We start from the raw sequence: 15,653 nt of genomic DNA on the forward strand, positions 1-15,653 counted from the left end.
TTCGTGATATCGCAGTGCAATACGAATATTGCATCGCACCATTAACCGTGCCATATAAGCCGTGCCCCGGGCCAATGCGGACGGGGTGAGCCCATAGCTCAGACCTTTGAGGATGGAGAGAACCCCATGACCACTGAAACCAACACCGCTTTCGAGGGCTTCAAGGACGCTTTCAAGAACATCCAGAACCTGGAAGTTCCCGAGGCCGCCCGCGAATTCGTCAAGAAGACCGCCAACACCGCCAAGGACCGTGCTGCCGAGGTGTTCGCTGGCTCCGAGCGCGTGACCGCCGCCGTCGAGAACGCGGTGACCGAGTCCGTCACCGAGGCCGGCAAGATCAGCCGCAACATCCAGCAGGCGATCTATGAGGACGCCGAGGCGTTCTTCTCGGGCATCGACAAGCTCGCGTCCGCCAAGTCGGTCAGCGAAGCCGTCGAGATCCAGTCGAGCCTGCTCCGCTCCCGCGGCGAAGTGTTCGTCTCGCGCGCCAAGGCGACCGCCGACTATCTCGGCAAGCTCGCCGCCAACGGTGCGAAGTCCGCTCAGGACAATTTCGCCAAGGTCTACAGCAAGACCGCCTGATCTGGCGCCTGAGCACAAACTGAATTTGAGGCCCGCTTCGGCGGGCCTTTTGTTTGGCGCCGCCGTCATTGCGAGCGAAGCGAAGCAATCCAGAGTCTTTCCGCGGAGGCGGACTGGATTGCTTCGCTTCGCTCGCAATGACGAGTACTGTGATGCAGTCATGGACTCATCTGCCACCTTCTCCTTCGACACTCCGGGCGATGCCGAACGAGCGGCCGAGCTGCGCCGCGTGAAAGCGCTGGCGACGCTGGTGCTGGCCTTGACGCTGGCGCTGTTTGTCCTCGCAAAGTGGCTGCTGCCCGTGCATCCCGTGTTCGGCTTCATTGCAGCCTTCGCGGAAGCCGCGACCATCGGTGGGCTCGCCGATTGGTATGCGGTGGTGGCGCTGTTCAAGCGGCCGCTCGGCCTGCCGATCCCGCACACCGCGATCATCCAGAGCAACCAGGCCCGCATCGCCGACAAGCTCGGCGAATTCATCCAGGTGCATTTCCTGGAGGCGGGTCCCGTCGAGGCCAAGCTGAAAGAGATCGACTTCGGCTCCTTCGTTGCCGACTGGCTGCGCAACCGCAAACGCAGTGACGACCTTGCGCGCTTCGCACTGCGTCTGTTGCCGGAGGCGGTGTCGGCAACCGAAAGCTCCGGCTTGATGACCTTCATCATCCGCCGCATGTCCTCACAGCTCCAGGCGATCGATCTCGCGCCGCTCGCGGCCGGCACGCTGCGGGGCTTCGTCGCGGAGGGACGGCACCAGATCCTGTTCGACGATCTCCTGCGCGTGATGCACGAGACCTTGAACCAGACAGAGACGATGGCGATGATCCGCGAGAAGGTGCGCGCGGAATTGCCGACCCTGCTCAAGCTCTATCGCGCCGACAAGTTTCTGGTGAACAAGATCGTGGCCTCCGCGACGGCCTTCTTCAACGAAGTGCGCAGCGATCCCAAGCATCCGTTCCGCGGCGAGTTCGACCGCATGGTGCTGGGCTTCGTCGACCGGCTCGGCACCGACCAGGCCTATATCGACCGCATTGACGGCTTGAAGCGCGATCTTCTGGCGCGGCCGGAGCTTGCCGACCTCGCCCGCACCGTCTGGGCCAATACGCGCTCCTTCATCGAGCGCAGCGCGAGCGGCGAGACGCAGGTGCTGCAACATCATCTCGCCGGGATGTTCGTCTCCGCCGGCGAGGCGCTCGCCAGCGATGCCGAGCTCCGCGGCGAGATCAACAAGGGTCTCGTGACCGTGCTGCGCAGCTTCGTCGCGGACCAGAAGAGCGGCGTCTCGACCTTCATCTCCGATCAGGTCAAGGCGTGGAATATGACGCAGCTGATTTCGCTGATCGAAATCAACATCGGCCGCGACCTGCAATACATCCGCTTCAACGGCTCGTTGATCGGTGGGCTCGCCGGGCTCGTGCTCTACACCGTAGAATCCCTGCTCCGATTGTTGTGACTTTTGCGTCACGGCCGTTAGCATTAACGCGCGGGCCTATTGTCGCCTCGCGTCTGTCCCGCTTGAATATCGGGAACCGGCCGCCTAGCTGATTCCTGTTGCGCTGCGGAACGATCAAGAAGCCGGTGCATTGGAATTCACGCCGATTTGCCGGTCTCGCTGCCGGCGGCCTTTCCAGGATTCTTCCCAGGGGAAACATTGATGACCGCAACTGCCCAGATGCTGCGCCCGCCGTCCCGCACCTTGATGTTTCTGGAGGGGCGGGCGATTCACGAGTTCGGCGCATTCCTCGGCGCGCTGCCGCTGTTGAGCCTTGCGCCGCGCGGCGATGGGCATCCGGTGCTGGTGCTTCCGGGCCTCGTGGCGTCCGATGTCTCCACACGCGCGCTGCGCGCGTTTCTGACCAGCAAGGGCTATGCGGTCAGCGGCTGGCGCCAGGGGCGCAACTATGGCCTGCGCGAGGGCGTTCAGGACGCGATGGTCGATCTGGTCCATGAGCTCACCGACACGCATGGCCGCAAGATCAGCCTGGTCGGCTGGAGCCTCGGCGGTCTCTACGCGCGCCAGCTCGCCAAGATGATGCCGGAGCGCGTACGCCAGGTGATCACCCTCGGCAGTCCCTTTGCCGGCGATCCGCGCTCGACCAATGCCTGGCGCGTCTACGAATGGGCGAGCGGGCGCAAGGCCGACGAGGTCGATCCGCGCTTTGGCGGCGAGCTCGCCGTGCCGCCGCCGGTGCCGACCACCGCCATCTTCAGCCGCACCGACGGCGTCTGCGCCTGGCAGGGCTGCATGGAGAAGTCGGGCGCACAGACCGAGAGCATCGAGGTCGAAAGCAGCCATTGCGGCATGGGCCATCATCCCGCCGCGGTCTATGCCGTGGCCGATCGCCTCGCGCAGAAGGAAGGCCAATGGCGCCCGTTCGATCGCAGCGGCTGGCGCAGCCTGGCCTATCCCGACCCGCACAGGTGATCCTTCGCCTCTCCCCGCTTGCGGGGAGAGGCCGGATTGCATCGAAGAATGCAATCCGGGTGAGGGGGCTCTCCACGAATCCATCTACCAATGTGTTTGCTGATGCAGCCCCTCACCCCAGCCCTCTCCCCGTAAGAACGGGGAGAGGGAGAGCAAGAGCCGTCGCTTCCCTCCATTGTCGCGCCCGCACCAAACGCGCTATGCCTCGTGCATGGCGCATCCGCTCTCACGCATCATCGACCAGCTCAAGCGCGAGCCCTCGCGCACCGGCTCCATCGTCATCACCGTGTTCGGCGACGCCATCGTGCCGCGCGGTGGTTCGGTGTGGCTCGGCACGCTCTTGGAATTCTTCGAGAGCCTCGATATCGACAGCGGCGTGGTGCGCACCGCGATGTCGCGCCTTGCTGCCGACGGCTGGCTGACGCGCGAGAAGGTCGGCCGCAACAGTTTCTATCGCCTGGCGGACAAGGGGCGCCAGACGTTCGAGGCCGCGACGCGCCACATCTACGATCCGCCGCCGTCCGACTGGACCGGGCGCTTCGAGCTGCTGCTGATCGGCAATGGCGAGGATCGCGACGCCTCGCGCGAAGCGTTGCGCAATGCTGGCTTCGGCAGCCCGCTGCCGGGCGTGTGGGTGGCGCCGTCAGGTGTGCCGATGCCGGAGGAGGCAGCGGGCGCGATCCGCCTCGAGGTCTCCGCGGAGGATGACAGCGGCCGCCGTCTGCTCAGCGCGAGCTGGCCGCTCGATCGCACCGCCGATGCCTACCTGAAATTCATGAAGACCTTCGAGCCGCTGCGCGCCGCGATTGCGCGCGGCACCGATTTGTCCGACGCCGACGCCTTCACCGCGCGGATCCTCTTGATCCACTATTACCGCCGCGTCGTGCTGCGCGATCCGCTGCTGCCCGAGAGCCTGCTGCCGCCGGATTGGCCGGGCAGGGCTGCACGCGAACTCTGCGGCGCGATCTACCGCGCGCTGCTTGCTCCGTCCGAACAATGGCTCGACAGCCATGGAACCAATGAAAAAGGGGCGTTGCCGGCGGCACGAAGGCTGCTGGAGCGGAGGTTCGGCGCCTGACCGTTATGTTACAGAAATATCTTGCATGACGTGAATCTTGTTATATATTATCTCTAAACGGGAGGATGCGCATGTACACCCAGGCGCTGAACACGGCCGAGACCGCTGACCGCGATCTGGAGGATGCAGGCAAAGCTGCGCAATTCCAGGCCCGCATCGATGCCGAGGAGCGCATCGAGCCGAACGACTGGATGCCGGCGGCCTATCGCAAGACGCTCACTCGCCAGATCTCCCAGCACGCCCATTCCGAAATCGTCGGCATGCTGCCCGAAGGCAATTGGATCACGCGCGCGCCGACCTTGCGCCGCAAGGCCGCGCTGCTTGCCAAGGTGCAGGACGAGTGCGGCCACGGGCTCTATCTCTACGCCGCCGCCGAGACGCTCGGCTCCTCGCGTGAGGAGCTGGTCGACGCCATGCTCGCGGGGAAGGCAAAATACTCCTCGATCTTCAACTATCCGACGCTGACCTGGGCGGACATCGGCACGATCGGCTGGCTGGTCGACGGCGCCGCGATCATGAACCAGATCCCGCTGTGCCGCTGCTCCTACGGACCGTATGCGCGTGCGATGATCCGCGTCTGCAAGGAGGAGTCGTTCCACCAGCGCCAGGGTTACGAGATCATGGTGACGCTGTGCCGCGGCTCGGAGGAGCAGAAGGCGATGGCGCAGGATGCGCTGAACCGCTGGTGGTGGCCGGTGCTGATGATGTTCGGTCCCCCGGATGCGACGAGCCAGCACAGCGACACCTCGACGAAATGGAAGATCAAGCGCTTCTCCAATGACGAACTGCGCCAGAAGTTCGTCGACGCCACCGTGCCCCAGGCGCAATATCTCGGCCTCACCATTCCCGATCCCGGCATGATTCAGGATGCCGACGGGCACTGGCGCTACAGCGAGATCGACTGGAGCGAGTTCAAGCAGGTGCTCGCCGGCAACGGCCCCTGCAACCGCGAGCGCATCGCCGCGCGCCGCAAGGCGCATGAGGAGGGCGCCTGGGTGCGCGAGGCGGCCGCCGTCTATGTCGCCAAGCGCGCCCAGCGTCAGACCGCCCAAGCTGCAGAATAGGAGATCGAAATGGCCACGCCGAACACGCCGCTGTGGGAAGTCTTCATTCGCAGCCGCAATGGGCTCGCGCACAAGCATGTGGGATCGCTGCATGCGAACGACGCGACGATGGCGCTGCAGGCCGCCCGCGATATCTACACCCGCCGCGGCGAGGGCCTGTCGATCTGGGTCGTGCCCTCCAGCGCGATCACCGCGAGCGATCCCGCCGAGAAGGGCATGATGTTCGAGCCGGCGGAATCCAAGATCTACCGGCACCCGACGTTCTACGAAGTGCCGGAAGAAGTGGGGCACATGTGATGGCGGTCGCCAACATCCAGGTCTCGGAAACGCCGCTGGTGCTCTACGCGCTGCGCCGCGCCGACGATGCGCTGATCCTCGGTCATCGGCTGTCGGAATGGTGCGGGCATGCGCCGATGCTGGAAGAGGACATGGCGCTCTCCAACATCGCGCTGGACCTCATCGGTCAGGCGCGGGAGCTCTACAGCTTTGCCGCCAAGGCCGAAGGCAGGGATAACGACGAGGACAAGCTGGCCTATTTGCGCGACGTACGGCAGTACCGCAATCTGCTCCTGGTCGAGCAGCCCAACGGCGATTTTGCCCAGACCCTGGTGCGGCAGTTCTTCTATTCCGCCTTCGCCGATCTCTATTGGCGCACGATGATGAGCTCGCGCGATGCGACGCTGGCGGCGATTGCTGCGAAATCGGAGAAGGAGAGCGCCTACCATCTGCGCCATGCCTCGGAATGGATCATCCGGCTCGGCGACGGCACTGAGGAGAGTCACCGGCGCGCGCAGGCTGCGATCGAAAATCTCTGGGCTTTTACCGGCGAGATGTTTGCCGTCGACGACGGCGAACGCGCCCTGATCGATGCCGGCATTGCTGTCGATCCCGCGAGCTTGCGCGGGCGCTGGTTGACGACGCTCACCGATGTCGCCCGCGAGGCAACGCTCGCGCTGCCGCAGAACGATTGGATGCAGCAGGGCGGCCGCTCCGGCCGCCACAGCGAGCATCTCGGCCATCTCCTGTCGGAGCTGCAATCGATGCAGCGAACCTTTCCGGGGCTGACATGGTGACGGTGCTGGAGCGTGATGGCGAGCTGCGCCAGCGTGCCTGGAACGCTGCGGCTAGCGTGGTCGATCCCGAAATCCCGGTGTTGACCATCGCCGATCTCGGCGTTCTCCGCGACGTCGTTCTCGACGGCGATCATGTCGAGGTCGCGATCACGCCGACATATTCAGGCTGCCCGGCCATGAACATGATCGCGCTCGAAATCGAGGTCGCGCTGGAGCGCGCCGGTTTCCGTCATCCGAAGATCCGCACCGTGCTGTCCCCAGCCTGGACCACGGACTGGATGAGCGAGGAGGGGCGCGAGAAGCTGCGCGCCTACGGCATCGCGCCGCCGCAAGCCTCGAGCTCGCGCCGCGCGCTGTTCGGCGCGCAGACGGTGGCGTGCCCGCAATGCGGCTCGGACAAGACCGAGCTGCTGTCCGAGTTCGGCTCGACCTCCTGCAAGGCGCTCTGGCGCTGTAAGGCCTGCCGCGAACCCTTCGACTATTTCAAATGTCATTGAGGCGCACGATGCCAGCCCCGCCGTCATTGCGAGGAGCTCTTGCGACGAAGCAATCCAGACTGCTTCCGCGGAAAGACTCTGGGTTGCTTCGCTTCGCTCGCAATGACGACTTAGAGACCGAACGAGGGTGCCCGTGATGTCCGCAGCCGCACCGCGCTTCCATCGCCTCGCCGTCAGCGACCTCCGCCGTGAGGCCACGGACGCCGTGTCGATGACCTTCGCAATCCCCAACGAACTCGCCGGCGATTACGCCTTCACGCCCGGCCAGTACCTGACGCTGCGCACCATGCTCGACGGCGAAGAGGTGCGCCGCTCCTATTCGATCTGTTCCGGTCCCGATGACGGCGAGATCCGTATCGCCGTGAAGAAGGTCGATGGCGGCGCGTTTTCGAGCTGGGCAGCCGACGATCTCAAATGCGGCGACGAGCTCGACGTGATGACGCCAACCGGCCGCTTTGGCGTGGTCCCGCCGGCAGATGGGGTGTGCATTCACGTCGGTTTCGCTGCCGGCTCCGGCATCACGCCGATCCTGTCGATCGTGAAGGGCGTGCTGGCGCGCGAGCCGGACAGTCGCTTCTTCCTGTTCTACGGCAACCGCACCACCGACAACATCATGTTCCTCGAAGCGCTCGAGGAACTCAAGGACCGGTTCATCGATCGTCTCTCGATCTTTCACGTCATCTCCGGCGAGGAGCAGGACATCCCGATCCTGCATGGCCGGCTCGACGGCGAGAAGGTGAGGGTGCTGCTCCGCTCGCTGGTGCCGGCGGAAAGCGTCGATCATGTCTTCATCTGCGGTCCCCTTGGCATGAGCGAGGACATCGAGGCGACCTGCCGCGATCTCGGCATCGCGGACGAACGCATCCATGTCGAGCGCTTCGTGTCCGAATTCGGCGGCAAGCCGCGGCCGAGAAGGGCGGTTGCGCCCGACGCGCCGCCGAAGGCGATCGCCTCGTTGATCATCGATGGCAAGCGCCGCGACGTGCCCGTCGCCGAGGACGAGGCGATCCTCGATGCCGCCCTGCGCGCCGGCGTCGATCTGCCCTTCGCCTGCAAGGGCGGCATGTGCTCGACCTGCCGCGCCAAGCTGGTCGAGGGTGAGGCGCCGATGGACATCAACTATTCGCTGGAACCGTGGGAGCTGAAGGCCGGTTTTGTTCTCACCTGCCAGGCCAAGCCTTCTACGGAGCGGGTCGTCGTCGATTACGATCATGTTTGACAGTGTTGTCCAACCAGCAGAACATTGCGTGCAAACAGCCGGGAGAAGCGCGTGAACGTCAAAGCCGCCCTGTCGCCTGAGGATATCGCCCGCGCCTGCGCCGATGCGATGTGGGCCGAGGACGATGCCTCCAAGGGTCTCGGCATGGAGATCGTCGAGATCGGCCCGGGCTTTGCGACGCTCGCAATGATGGTGCGGCCGGACATGGTCAACGGCCAGCGCATTGCCCATGGCGGCTTCATCTTCACGCTCGCCGATTCCGCCTTCGCGTTCGCGTGCAATTCGCACAATGAGCGCGTCGTGGCGGCGCAGGGCCAGATCACCTTCATCAAGCCCGGCAAGCTTGGCGATCGTCTCATCGCCAAGGGACGGGAAATCACCCGCGGCGGCCGTTCCGGCATCTACGACGTGCGTGTCACGGCGGGCGAGGTCGTCATCGCGGAATTCCGCGGACATTCGCGCGTCATTCCCGGCGCGTGGCTGCCGCCGCAAGATCAATAAGACCAAAAAGAAGAAAAGAACAGACAACGTGGGGAAACGAGGATGGCTCTGACGAGGCTCAAGGAAGGTGGCAGCGCCTATAACGCCGAGATGGACGCGCACGAGCGCGCCTCGCGCGACGAGATCATGGCGCTGCAGAAGCAGCGGCTGGCCTGGTCGCTGAAGCACGCCTACGACAACGTCGCGCATTACCGCAAGGCCTTCGACACGGCGGGCGTGCATCCGTCCGATTTTCGCGAGCTCTCCGATCTCGCGAAATTTCCGTTCACGGTGAAGACGGACCTGCGCGACAACTATCCCTTCAACATGTTCGCCGTGCCGCGCGAAAAACTGGTGCGGGTGCATGCCTCTTCCGGCACGACCGGAAAGCCGATCGTGGTTGGCTACACGCAACGCGACATCGACACCTGGTCCGAGGTGATGGCGCGCTCGATCCGCGCCGCTGGCGGCCGCACCGGCATGATCATCCACAATGCCTACGGCTATGGCCTGTTCACCGGCGGTCTCGGCGTGCATTACGGCGCTGAGAAGCTCGGCTGCACGGTGGTGCCGATCTCCGGCGGCATGACCGAGCGGCAGGTGCAGCTCATCAACGATTTCCGGCCCGACATCATCACGGTAACGCCGAGCTACATGCTCGCGATCCTCGACGAGTTCAAGCGCCAGAAGCTCGATCCGCGCCAGTGCTCGCTCAAGATCGGCATCTTCGGCGCCGAGCCCTGGACCAACGCGATGCGCGCCGAGATCGAGGACGCCTTCGACATGGACGCGACCGACATCTACGGCCTGTCCGAGGTGATCGGCCCCGGCGTCGCGCAGGAGTGCATCGAGACCAAGGATGGCCTGCACATCTGGGAGGATCATTTCTACCCGGAAGTGATCGACCCCGAGACCGGCGCTGTGCTGCCGGACGGCGAGAAGGGCGAGCTGGTCTTCACCTCGCTCACCAAGGAAGCCTTTCCGGTGATCCGCTATCGCACCCGCGACCTGACGCGGCTGCTTCCGGGCACGGCGCGGCCGGGCATGCGGCGCATGGAGAAGGTGACGGGCCGCTCCGACGACATGATCATCCTGCGGGGCGTCAACCTGTTCCCGACCCAGATCGAGGAGGTGCTGCTCGCGACCGACTGGTGCGGCGGCCACTTCATCCTGGAACTCACCCGCGAGGGCCGCATGGACGAGCTGACCATCATCGCCGAGGCACGGCCCGAGAGCTGGGACGGCCGCGGGCTCGTCGATCATGCGGACCGGATTTCGACCCACATCAAGAACACGATCGGCGTCAGCTCCAGGGTGCAGGTGGTTGCGCCCGCGACGCTGGAGCGCTCGCTCGGCAAGGCCAAGCGGCTCTACGACAAGCGGCCCAAGGACTGACGGGACGGATTGACTCGACTGGCTCCAGAGGCGACAAGGCCCGCGAGAAATCGCGGGTCTTTTCATGTCAGCCGATGCCAAAACCGTCGAAGCGCGCTGCGTGCGCCTCAACGCCAAAGCTGAAAATGCCGCTGCGCTTGCACCGATCGTTGAGCGCCGGATGCTCGCGCGTGGGCCGAACGATCTGCTGATCGAAGTGAAGGCCGCCGCCGTCAATCCGTCCGACGTCAAGGCTGCGACCGGGCTGATGCCCTATGCCGTGTTCCCCCGGACCCCCGGCCGCGATTACGCCGGCGTGGTGATCGACGGGCCCACCGGCACAATCGGGCGCGAAGTGTTCGGCTCCTCCGGCGATCTCGGCATCCGTCGTGACGGCACCCATGCGAGCCATCTCGTGGTCGAAGCCGATGCGGTCGTGGAGAAGCCGAAGACGGTGTCCTGGGAGGAGGCCGCCGGCATCGGCGTGCCCTTCGTCACCGCGATGGAAGGCTTTCGCCGCGCCGGCGTGCCGAAGAGCGGCGAGACTGTCCTGGTGTTCGGCGTCAACGGCAAGGTCGGCCAGGCCGCGGTGCAGATCGCGACTTGGCAGGGCGCGCGCGTCATAGGCGTGGTGCGCAAGGCGGAAGCCTATGAAGGCCACGCCAACGCGCCCATCGAGGTGATCGACGCCTCCGTCACCGACGTCGCCGCGCGCGTGCGCGAATTGACCGGCGGCAAGGGCGCCGACATCGTCTTCAACACGGTCGGCGATCCCTATTTTCAGGCCGCGCACAAGTCGCTGGCCTTGCGCGGCCGCCAGATTCTGATCGCCGCGATCGATTGCATCGTGCAGTTCAACATCCTCGAATTCTATCGCGGACAGCACACCTATGTCGGCATCGACACGCTTGGCCTGTCGTCGGCCGCAACGGGCGCGGTGCTGCGCGACCTTGGGCCGGGTTTTGCGAGCGGCCATCTGAAACCGTTTCCGATCAAGGCGAACGCGATCTATCCGCTGGAGCGCGCGAAGGAGGCGTACGTCGCCGTCGCCGGTTCTTCGCGCGACAGGGTGATACTGAAGCCGTAATCCACCATCATTGCGAGCGCAGCGAAGCAATCCAGAAAATGCATCCGCGAAGACAGACTGGATTGCTTCGCTGCGCTCGCAATGACGGAGAAAGGCGAGAGGTCTGAGAACAACCGATGGAATCCACGCAACTTGTCATCCTCGCTGGTCTCGTCATCGGCCTCGTCTACGGCGCTGTCGGCCTGCTCAGCGGCTTCTGCCTGATGAGCAGCATGCGCGGGTGGCTGGCGGAGGGTGATGGGCGACTGGTGCGGAGCTATGCGCTGGCGATTGCGGTTGCGATCGCCGCCAGCCAGCTCCTTGCCGGCAGCGGCACGGTCGATCTCGGCAAGTCGATCTATCTGCAGCCGTCGTTTTCGCCGGCGGTGCTGTTCCTCGGCGGCCTGCTGTTCGGTTACGGCATGGTGCTGTCGAACGGCTGCGGCTCGCGGGCGCTGGTGCTGCTCGGCCGCGGCAATCTCCGCTCTTTCGTGGTCGTAATCGTGCTGGCGATCGCCGCGCAGATGACGCTCAAGGGCTTGATCGCGCCCGGGCGTATCGAGCTGGTCCAGGCGACGCAAACTACGGTCAACGCGAATTCGCTGCCGTCCTTGCTCGCGACGCTCGGACTCACCGAGGCGGCTGCGCGCGCACTGGCAGCCGCGACGATCGTCGTCGCGCTGATCCTGTTTGCTATCGCGCATCCGGCGTTCCGCCGCTCGCCCGGTCAGATCGTAGCGGGCGTCATCGTGGGCCTCCTCGTCGCCGGCGGCTGGTTGGTTACCGGCTATCTCGGTGCCGACGACTTCAATCCGGTCCCCGTGACCTCCCTTACGTTCGTCGCGCCGATCGCCGATGCCCTGCAATACGCCATGCTCTCGACCGGGCTGACGCTCAACTTCGGCATCGCGACTGTTGCCGGCGTCTTCACCGGCAGTCTGGTGACGGCAGTCGCAACTCGCCGCTTCAAGCTCGAGGGCTATTCGTCGCCACGCCACATGCTGCGCTCAGGGGCCGGCGCTGCGCTGATGGGGATCGGCGGCGTGATGGCATTCGGCTGCTCGATCGGGCAGGGGCTCACGGGCGTGTCTACGCTCGCGCTTGGCTCGTTCGTCGCGGTTGCCGGCATCCTGCTCGGCACCGCGGCAGGGCTGCGCGGTGCGCTGCGGGTTCAGCCGCTCCAGGCCGCCGAAGCCGACTCGCGGGCCGCTTGAGCTACTCCACCGCCTTGGTCACGATGCGGATCTCCGATGTCAGGGTGCGGTGCACCGGGCACTTGTCGGCGATCTCCATCAGCTTCTTGCGCTGCTCGGTATCGAGGGCGCCGTCGATCGCGATGTCGCGCTCGATTTGGTCGAGCATGCCCTCGCGGGTCTCGCATTCCGCACAATCCTTGGCGTAGATCTTGGAATGCTTCAGCGTGACCGTGACGCGGTCGAGCGGCAGCGACTTGCGGTCGGCATAAAGGCGCATGGTCATGGAGGTGCAGGCACCCAAGCCGGCGAGCAGGAAATCGTACGGGCCGGGTCCGGCATCGGCGCCGCCGGCCGCGAGCGGCTCGTCAGCCACCAGATGATGTGGGCCGACCGTGATGGCCTGGTTGAATTTGCTCTTGCGGGTCTCCTGCACCACGACCTTCCGCGGCTCCTCAGGTAGATCCATCGCCTTCGCGGGCTTCGCTGCATCGACATAACGGCTCGCCCAGGCCACGATCACGTCGGCCGCATAGAGCGCGTCGGCAGGCTTGGTCAGAAGATGATCGGCATGGTCGAGCGAGACGAAGCTCTTGGGGTGTCTTGCCGCAACGAAGATCTTCGTCGCGTTGTCGATGCCGACGGTGTCGTCGACGGGCGAATGCATCACCAGCAGCGCCTTGTGTAGGCCGGTGGCGTCCTTCATCAGCGCTTGCTCGGCGATGTCGTCGAGGAATTCGCGCTTGATCCGGAACGGCCGTCCCGCGAGCGAGACTTCGACCTCGCCCTGCGCGCGGATGTCGTCGAGATGCTCCCTGAACAGGCCGGTGACGTGGGCGGGATCCGAGGGCGCCGCGATGGTGGCCACCGCTCTCGCCTCCGGAATCTGTCCCGCGGCGGCGAGGATCGCGGCGCCACCGAGGCTATGGCCGATCAGGATCGAGGGTGCCTTGCGGATGTCACGCAGATGATCGGCTGCGCGCACGAGGTCGGCAACGTTGGAGGAGAACGTCGAATTGGCGAAATCGCCTTCGCTCGAGCCGAGCCCGGTAAAGTCGAAGCGCAGCACAGCGATGCCCCTGGCCGCCAGTGCCACGGAAATCCGCTTTGCTGCCAGCGTGTCCTTGCCGCAGGTGAAGCAGTGCGCGAACAGCGCGAAAGCCGCGGGCTCGCCGTCGGGCAGCTCCAGCGCGGCCGCGAGCTGATGGCCGCCTTCGCCGGTGAATTGAAAGCGTTCCGTCGGCATGGGCTTCCCCCGTTCTTGCTCGAATTTAATCGCCCGAATAGCGCTGCTCGGCCCAGGGATCGCCGCGGTTATGGTAGCCGCGGACTTCCCAGAAGCCCGGCGCGTCCTCGGTCAGGAATTCGATGGCCTGGAGCCATTTCGCGCTCTTCCAGAAATAGAGGTGCGGCACCACCAGCCGCACCGGGCCACCATGCTCCTCCGTCAGCGGCTGGCCGGACCAGCTGTGGGCGAGCAGCGCCTCCTCGGCGGCAAAATCCTCCAGCGCGAGGTTGGTGGTGTAACCGTCGTAGGAATGCAGCACGACGAAGCGGGCATCCTCGCGCGGCTGGCAGGCCGCCAGCAGCTCACGCGTGGCGAGCCCTTCCCACTCGTTGTCATAGCGCGACCAGGTCGTGACGCAATGGATGTCCGAGGTGAACCGGGACTGCTTCTGCGCGGCGAACTCGGCAAAGCTCCAGAACACGGGCACCTCGACCGCGCCATAGACGTCGAGCCGCCAGCGCTCGCGCGAGACCGGCGGGGTGACCCCGAGATCGAGCACCGGCCAGTCCTTGGTGAGGTGCTGCCCGGGTGGAAGCCGTTGATCCTCCGGCCGTGTGATCTTGCCGGTGAGAAAGCGGCCCTCGCGCGCCCATTTCTCCTTGGTGCGCGTCAGCTTGCTGTCGGATGGCGTCTCGTCGGTCATGGCCTGCTCGTGGCGATGCATGGCGGAGGCGTGCTTGGTGTCGCGCATGCCATGACAGGCCTGTCCGCTTCCTTCGCTTCGGGAAGGCTTACATCGCCTTTCCGAGCAAAAATGGCAACTGGCGTGGGCCTCGGACCGTTCCCTGTGACCAGGTCACGGTGCCTGCCGGATCGAGCCGGAAGTCGGGAATCCGCTTCAGCCATTCCTCCAGCGCCACCTGCATTTCCATGCGCGCGAGGTTGGAACCGACACAGCGGTGGATGCCGAGACCGAAGGCGGCGTGGCGATTCTCGCGCCGGTCGATCACGACTTTGTCAGCGTCCGGAAACATCTTGGGGTCGCGGTTGGCTGCCGGAAACGACAGCAGCACCATGTTGCCCGGCTTGACCGGACAGCCGGACACCGTGGTCTCCTTGACCACCTCGCGCGCCATCGTCACCGGCGAATAGGCGCGCAGCAGTTCCTCCACGGCGGTCGGTATCAGCCCGGGCTCGGCGATCAGCCGCTCGCGGTCGGCCGGCGTCTTCGCAAGATGCCAGAGCGAGGAGCCGATCGCGCTCCAGGTGGTGTCGATGCCGGCGATCAGCAGCAGGCGCAGCGAGCCCATCACATGGCTGTCCTCGAGCGGATTGCCGTTCTTGTCCCTTGCGTTCATCAGGTAGGAGATCAGGTCGTCGGTGGGCTTGTTCTTGCGCGCTTCGATGTGGCCGCCGAAATAGGCCGTCATCTCCTGCACGGCCTGGAGCAGCTTGCTCTCGTCCCTGATGCCGAGCTCGAGGATCATGTGGATCCAATTGATGAAAAGGTCGCTGTCGCTCTCGGGAATGCCGAGCATGTGCGCGATCGCCCGAACCGGAATGTGCTTGGTGTAGCGCGCCGCAGCGTCCACTCGCCGCTCGGCGATGAAGTCGTCGATCAGCTCGTTGCAGATAGCGCGGACCCGCGGCTCGAGCTTCTTCATCGCGTCCGGCGTGAAGGGCGGCAGCAACAATTGCTTGGCCGGCTTGTGCTCGGGCGGATCGGAGGTGATCGGCGGGGCCGCGTTCCGGCTGGTGATTTCCGGCCGCACGTCACGGACGATGATGCGGCGTGAGGAGAAGTGCTCGGAGTCGTTGGCGATCTCGCGCACGGCCTCATAGGTCGTCGGAAGGTAGCAGCCGAGGAAGCGTTTCGTGTGCACCACGGGGCTTGCGGCTCGCAGCTCGTCCCAGATCGGGAAGGGGTCCTCCGTCCATTGCGGATCGGTGTGGTCGAAGTCATGGACCCAGTCGGTCACGGGCGGATGGGCGGCGGGCTGGTCGACATCGGACATGGCAGGGAATCCCTTGGCTCGTGTTCGCTGAAAGCACGCGGGGCGGCCGCGGCCGCGTTATTCCTCGATCACATCGATTGCGATTTCCGGACAGTTGGACTTCGCAAGCCAGGCCTTGTCCTCGAGCCCCGGCGGGACGGTGCCGTCGCCGGCTTCGTGCGCGTTGCCGTATTCGTCGAGCTCGAAAAGCTCCGGCGCGAGCGCCTTGCAGCGGGCATGGCCCTGGCATTTGTCCGGATCGACGTGAACCTTCAGTCGCTCTGCCATTTTCGGCTTCCTTGGTCGTGTGCGCGCGAGGGCCCGAAGGGCGGCGCGTTTCCTCATCCCGATTTTGTTTAAGTTATATGCTATTACATTCGCGGCGG

General features: G+C 65.0%; 17 protein-coding genes. 13 read left to right on the forward strand and 4 right to left on the reverse strand.

Translation table 11 applies throughout. From position 1 onward, the window contains the following. Nucleotides 1-126 precede the first annotated feature (126 nt). From DCG74_RS16590 to DCG74_RS16650, 13 genes are all read left to right on the forward strand, one after another. Complete coding sequence (locus DCG74_RS16590) at nt 127-582, forward strand: phasin (RefSeq protein WP_036043136.1); 456 nt, start codon at nt 127-129, stop codon at nt 580-582. Nucleotides 583-742: 160 nt separating this feature from the next. Next, nucleotides 743-2,029 (forward strand): DUF445 domain-containing protein, encoded by a 1,287-nt coding sequence (locus tag DCG74_RS16595; protein WP_172784032.1) that lies wholly within the window; start codon nt 743-745, stop codon nt 2,027-2,029. 201 nt (nt 2,030-2,230) lie between these two features. Further along, entirely contained in the window at nt 2,231-3,001 is a 771-nt protein-coding gene (locus DCG74_RS16600; RefSeq protein ID WP_172784033.1) for a triacylglycerol lipase, read from the forward strand. Between the two features lie 211 nt (nt 3,002-3,212). Continuing rightward, on the forward strand, nt 3,213-4,079 hold the full coding sequence (gene paaX / locus DCG74_RS16605; RefSeq protein WP_172784034.1) for a phenylacetic acid degradation operon negative regulatory protein PaaX: 867 nt from the start codon (nt 3,213-3,215) through the stop codon (nt 4,077-4,079). 71 nt (nt 4,080-4,150) lie between these two features. After that, nucleotides 4,151-5,143, forward strand: a complete 993-nt coding sequence (paaA, locus tag DCG74_RS16610) for a 1,2-phenylacetyl-CoA epoxidase subunit PaaA (RefSeq protein WP_172784035.1) — start codon at nt 4,151-4,153, stop codon at nt 5,141-5,143. Between the two features lie 9 nt (nt 5,144-5,152). After that, the gene (paaB, locus tag DCG74_RS16615) at nt 5,153-5,440 is read left to right on the forward strand and encodes a 1,2-phenylacetyl-CoA epoxidase subunit PaaB (RefSeq protein WP_124160667.1); all 288 of its coding nucleotides are present in this window, start codon (nt 5,153-5,155) and stop codon (nt 5,438-5,440) included. Next, nucleotides 5,440-6,216: a 1,2-phenylacetyl-CoA epoxidase subunit PaaC gene (gene paaC, locus DCG74_RS16620; protein ID WP_172784036.1), complete on the forward strand. Its 777-nt coding sequence runs from the start codon at nt 5,440-5,442 to the stop codon at nt 6,214-6,216. Before paaB ends, paaC begins: the two co-directional genes overlap by 1 nt. After that, a complete protein-coding gene (gene paaD, locus DCG74_RS16625) occupies nt 6,210-6,713 on the forward strand; it encodes a 1,2-phenylacetyl-CoA epoxidase subunit PaaD (protein WP_172784037.1) in 504 nt (167 codons plus the stop codon). Before paaC ends, paaD begins: the two co-directional genes overlap by 7 nt. A gap of 136 nt (nt 6,714-6,849) precedes the next feature. Beyond that, nucleotides 6,850-7,932: a 1,2-phenylacetyl-CoA epoxidase subunit PaaE gene (paaE, locus tag DCG74_RS16630; protein ID WP_172784038.1), complete on the forward strand. Its 1,083-nt coding sequence runs from the start codon at nt 6,850-6,852 to the stop codon at nt 7,930-7,932. 51 nt (nt 7,933-7,983) lie between these two features. Beyond that, complete coding sequence (paaI, locus tag DCG74_RS16635; RefSeq protein WP_172784039.1) at nt 7,984-8,433, forward strand: hydroxyphenylacetyl-CoA thioesterase PaaI; 450 nt, start codon at nt 7,984-7,986, stop codon at nt 8,431-8,433. 42 nt (nt 8,434-8,475) lie between these two features. Further along, entirely contained in the window at nt 8,476-9,807 is a 1,332-nt protein-coding gene (paaK, locus tag DCG74_RS16640) for a phenylacetate--CoA ligase PaaK (RefSeq protein ID WP_172784040.1), read from the forward strand. Nucleotides 9,808-9,871: 64 nt separating this feature from the next. Beyond that, on the forward strand, nt 9,872-10,873 hold the full coding sequence (locus DCG74_RS16645; protein ID WP_172784041.1) for a zinc-binding alcohol dehydrogenase family protein: 1,002 nt from the start codon (nt 9,872-9,874) through the stop codon (nt 10,871-10,873). Nucleotides 10,874-10,989: 116 nt separating this feature from the next. After that, nucleotides 10,990-12,066: a YeeE/YedE family protein gene (locus tag DCG74_RS16650; RefSeq protein ID WP_172784042.1), complete on the forward strand. Its 1,077-nt coding sequence runs from the start codon at nt 10,990-10,992 to the stop codon at nt 12,064-12,066. A 1-nt stretch (nt 12,067) separates the two neighbouring features. Here DCG74_RS16650 and DCG74_RS16655 read toward each other — a convergent pair whose 3' ends face one another. The 4 genes from DCG74_RS16655 to DCG74_RS16670 form a co-directional block, all read right to left on the reverse strand. Continuing rightward, nucleotides 12,068-13,291, reverse strand: coding sequence for an alpha/beta fold hydrolase (locus tag DCG74_RS16655; protein WP_172784043.1), 1,224 nt, complete (start codon nt 13,289-13,291; stop codon nt 12,068-12,070). Between the two features lie 25 nt (nt 13,292-13,316). Continuing rightward, nucleotides 13,317-13,976 carry a sulfite oxidase-like oxidoreductase gene (locus DCG74_RS16660; protein ID WP_172784618.1) on the reverse strand — a complete coding sequence of 220 codons (660 nt, stop codon included), beginning with the start codon at nt 13,974-13,976 and terminating at the stop codon, nt 13,317-13,319. Between the two features lie 88 nt (nt 13,977-14,064). Then, complete coding sequence (locus DCG74_RS16665; RefSeq protein WP_172784044.1) at nt 14,065-15,288, reverse strand: cytochrome P450; 1,224 nt, start codon at nt 15,286-15,288, stop codon at nt 14,065-14,067. Between the two features lie 57 nt (nt 15,289-15,345). Then, nucleotides 15,346-15,555: a ferredoxin gene (locus DCG74_RS16670; RefSeq protein WP_018648108.1), complete on the reverse strand. Its 210-nt coding sequence runs from the start codon at nt 15,553-15,555 to the stop codon at nt 15,346-15,348. Nucleotides 15,556-15,653: the final 98 nt, after the last annotated feature.

This window comes from Bradyrhizobium sp. WBAH42 (genome assembly GCF_024585265.1).
Classification (GTDB): Bacteria; Pseudomonadota; Alphaproteobacteria; order Rhizobiales; family Xanthobacteraceae; genus Bradyrhizobium.

What these genes read in the sequence shown, in the direction of transcription:
- DCG74_RS16600 (WP_172784033.1), top strand. Translation starts at nt 2,231, where the DNA reads ATGACCGCAACTGCCCAGATGCTGCGCCCGCCGTCCCGCACCTTGATG.
- DCG74_RS16670 (WP_018648108.1), bottom strand. Translation starts at nt 15,555, where the DNA reads ATGGCAGAGCGACTGAAGGTTCACGTCGATCCGGACAAATGCCAGGGC.
- DCG74_RS16665 (WP_172784044.1), bottom strand. Translation starts at nt 15,288, where the DNA reads ATGTCCGATGTCGACCAGCCCGCCGCCCATCCGCCCGTGACCGACTGG.
- DCG74_RS16595 (WP_172784032.1), top strand. Translation starts at nt 743, where the DNA reads ATGGACTCATCTGCCACCTTCTCCTTCGACACTCCGGGCGATGCCGAA.
- paaB (WP_124160667.1), top strand. Translation starts at nt 5,153, where the DNA reads ATGGCCACGCCGAACACGCCGCTGTGGGAAGTCTTCATTCGCAGCCGC.
- paaK (WP_172784040.1), top strand. Translation starts at nt 8,476, where the DNA reads ATGGCTCTGACGAGGCTCAAGGAAGGTGGCAGCGCCTATAACGCCGAG.
- paaA (WP_172784035.1), top strand. Translation starts at nt 4,151, where the DNA reads ATGTACACCCAGGCGCTGAACACGGCCGAGACCGCTGACCGCGATCTG.
- paaE (WP_172784038.1), top strand. Translation starts at nt 6,850, where the DNA reads ATGTCCGCAGCCGCACCGCGCTTCCATCGCCTCGCCGTCAGCGACCTC.
- DCG74_RS16590 (WP_036043136.1), top strand. Translation starts at nt 127, where the DNA reads ATGACCACTGAAACCAACACCGCTTTCGAGGGCTTCAAGGACGCTTTC.
- DCG74_RS16655 (WP_172784043.1), bottom strand. Translation starts at nt 13,291, where the DNA reads ATGCCGACGGAACGCTTTCAATTCACCGGCGAAGGCGGCCATCAGCTC.
- paaD (WP_172784037.1), top strand. Translation starts at nt 6,210, where the DNA reads ATGGTGACGGTGCTGGAGCGTGATGGCGAGCTGCGCCAGCGTGCCTGG.
- DCG74_RS16660 (WP_172784618.1), bottom strand. Translation starts at nt 13,976, where the DNA reads ATGACCGACGAGACGCCATCCGACAGCAAGCTGACGCGCACCAAGGAG.
- DCG74_RS16650 (WP_172784042.1), top strand. Translation starts at nt 10,990, where the DNA reads ATGGAATCCACGCAACTTGTCATCCTCGCTGGTCTCGTCATCGGCCTC.
- paaC (WP_172784036.1), top strand. Translation starts at nt 5,440, where the DNA reads ATGGCGGTCGCCAACATCCAGGTCTCGGAAACGCCGCTGGTGCTCTAC.
- paaX (WP_172784034.1), top strand. Translation starts at nt 3,213, where the DNA reads ATGGCGCATCCGCTCTCACGCATCATCGACCAGCTCAAGCGCGAGCCC.
- DCG74_RS16645 (WP_172784041.1), top strand. Translation starts at nt 9,872, where the DNA reads ATGTCAGCCGATGCCAAAACCGTCGAAGCGCGCTGCGTGCGCCTCAAC.